Annotated in this window: 2 protein-coding genes; one reads left to right on the top strand and one right to left on the bottom strand. The window is 45.7% G+C overall.

Annotated features, from left to right (window positions below; translation table 11 throughout):
* Positions 1 to 392: 392 nt before the first annotated feature.
* The gene (locus tag ACUVJL_RS35320) at positions 393 to 1,682 is read right to left on the bottom strand and encodes a HEAT repeat domain-containing protein (RefSeq protein ID WP_445250078.1); all 1,290 of its coding nucleotides are present in this window, start codon (positions 1,680 to 1,682) and stop codon (positions 393 to 395) included.
* 224 nt (positions 1,683 to 1,906) lie between these two features.
* Between ACUVJL_RS35320 and ACUVJL_RS35315 the strand changes: the two genes are divergently transcribed.
* Positions 1,907 to 2,776: a lipid kinase gene (locus ACUVJL_RS35315; protein ID WP_445250077.1), complete on the top strand. Its 870-nt coding sequence runs from the start codon at positions 1,907 to 1,909 to the stop codon at positions 2,774 to 2,776.
* The last annotated feature ends 133 nt before the right edge of the window (positions 2,777 to 2,909 follow it).

Here is a 2,909-nt window from a genome sequence, read left to right as displayed (position 1 = left end):
CGATAAATTCGGATTAGTAATTTAAATGAAAGTGGATTAACATCTCTAAGTAAAAACATACACAATATCTCTCCGCACAACTCAATAGTCTTATTGTATCATAATGTTTGTTTGTGTAATTAATTTTGCTTAACTACTTATATAGCCTTTCTCAGTAACATGAGGTACTATCTGGCCCACGGGCATAGGGCATAGGCCTCCGTGGGCATAGGGTATAGGGCATAGGGCATACCTCACCACGCGATCGAACCGCTATATAGCCGAAGGAAGTTCGGCAACGGATTCTGTAACCGATGTAACGGAGGCAGGAAGAAGAAAGATGCGATCGCTATATATCCCCGACTTCTTCAAGAAGTTGGGGATTTGGGTATTCTGTCTTTTGATTAATTTTCCTACCATTCCTGTAATGCGATCGCAATTCCCTGTTTTAATCTTGGTTCGAGGCTCTCTTGCTTAACTAAACTTTCTAATTGCCGCCTCCCCTCGGCAGCACCTAGCTGTTTGAGCGCTGCCATGCAGTGCAGCCTGACGCTTGTGTCGGCGTCTGCTAACATTTGAATCAGGACATCTAGCGCTCTCATATCCCCTAATTGCCCTAACCCTAAAGCTAAAGATTGTTTGATTTCCACAGACTGCACGGCGGGATGATTGCTTGCGAGCAAATCGAGCATAATTTCAGCAGCTTTGGCTTTTAATTCCGGCTTTTCTACTCGCCCTAAAACAGTGACAATCTCTTGACAAACAGGATAGTTTGTGTTAGGAAATTCTGCGAGTAAGGTTTGCTGCAAATATTCTAAAGCGGCTGCGGTTTCGCTCCAGCTTAGGGCGCGGACAGTTTCGATTTGCAATTCAACCGGAGTTATGGGCGATCGCAGCAATTCAAATAAAGCAGCCGCTGCAGCATCGGTTTTCACTCGCCCGATCGCGATCGCCGCCAGCTTGCAAACTTCTAATCGGATGTCCGAAAGCAAAGGTTTGAGCAAGTTAACTAAATCTAATTCTGTGTCTAAATAGGCGCGCACCCCGAGAGCTCGCACGGCTTCTTTTCTGACTGCTGTCGCCGGATCTTTGAGTGCTGCTACCAGTACCGGCGGGATGCGGGAGTCGTGAAAGCTGCTCAGGGCCTCGATTGCGTGCGCCCGCACCGCAACTTGAGAGTCTCCGGCTACGCTCAACAGCGGTGCGATGGTTTCGCTGCGCCGAATTTGGGCAAGTGCTGCTGTTGCAAACTGTCGCGAGTCTTCTTGGAGTAGGAGAGTTGCGAGGGATTCGATGGCCCGAGGGCCGAAATTCCCTAGGGTTTCGGCGGCGATTTGGCTCAATTCTTCGTCGGAATTTTTGACCAATTCTACTAAAGCTTGAATCACTTCCGGGCGATCGAACTTTCCGAGGATGCGGGCGGCGAACCACCGCTGCTCCGTGTCTGCGTCTTCATCTTCCAGAATCGAAATTAAAGGTGCGATCGCGCCATTTCCCAGATTGGGCAATACTTTAGCAATTTCCCAGCGGTCTTGAAAATCACCCCATTCCAAGGCTTGTATTGCTAAACTGACAGCTTGCTCTAAAATGTATTGTTCCTGCGGCTTGCCCCCCTTGGCTGTCACTTGCTGCAAGCATTCGACTAACAAGGGCCAGTTTTGGCGATCGGCAGCGACTTGCGCTTGTTCTAAAAAATTATACATAATTTTAGTTTTGCTTCGATCGAGAAGCGAGATTGTTTGCTGCTAGCCCAGAGCCGGAGGTACTTTTTAGGAATCTTTTGCTACAATTATCCATTTTCCGACATTTTTGTCAATCCATCATAACGGGTAAAATAAAACTAAACCATTAATTGCATACAGTTAAGCCATCAAGCTATACCTTTTATAATTTAAAATACTCCATATTCCCAATTAAAAATTAACAAATGAAGAAAGCTCTACTTTTAGTAAACCAGCACTCCCGAAAAGGGCAAAAGCTATTATCTCACGCCACTGTAGAATTAGAAGCACTGGGTTTTGAGTTAATTATAGAATCTACCGACCACCCCCGCGAACTTCCCGAAACAATTCGGCGCTACCAAAATCAAGTCGAATTAGTAATAATCGGCGGCGGCGACGGCACTCTCAACGCAGCCATAGAAGGTTTGATAGACACCAAGTTACCCTTGGGTATTTTGCCGATGGGAACCGCTAACGACCTCGCTCGCACTCTGAAAATTCCTACAGCTTTATCCGCAGCTTGTCAAGTAATTGCCAGCGGTAAAGTTCGGCTAATAGACTTAGGTTGGGTGAACGGCCAGCATTTTTTTAATGTGGCGAGTTTGGGATTGAGCGTGCAAATTACCCAGCGGCTGACTAAAGACGTAAAGCAGCGCTGGGGAGTTTTAGCTTATGCTTTTACTGCTTTGCAGACAATTTTGTCAGCGCGACCGTTCCGAGCACAAATTAAGGTAAACAACCAATCTTTTAATGTTAAAACTATTCAAATTGCCATTGGCAACGGCCGCTATTACGGCGGCGGCATGACAGTTGCCGAGGATGCCACAATCGACGACAGGCGACTGGATTTGTACAGTTTGGAAACAAAAAACTGGTGGGAAATCCTTGCTTTGCTGCCGGCTATGAAGCAAGGAAATCATACCAGTCGGTCTAACGTTCGCACATTACAAGCTCAAGAATTTGAGGTTAATACTAGCAAACGCCGTCCGATTAATACTGACGGTGAAATCACAACTTACACCCCTGCAAAATTCCGAGTGATTCCTCAAGCTTTAGCAGTTATAGCTCCTTCATAACTCATGACTTATATAATTATGTTGTGGAACAGGCATCTTGCCTGTTCATATATAATTATGTTGTGGAACAGGCATCTTGCCTGTTCATATATAATTATGTTGTGGAACAGGCATCTTGCCTGTTCATATATAA

Origin of the sequence: Microcoleus sp. OTE_8_concoct_300, from assembly GCF_031383065.1 — a bacterium.
Classification (GTDB): Bacteria; Cyanobacteriota; Cyanobacteriia; order Cyanobacteriales; family Microcoleaceae; genus Microcoleus.
The sequence above is the reverse complement of the archived record's forward strand: the minus strand, read 5'-3'. Positions and strand labels throughout refer to the sequence as shown.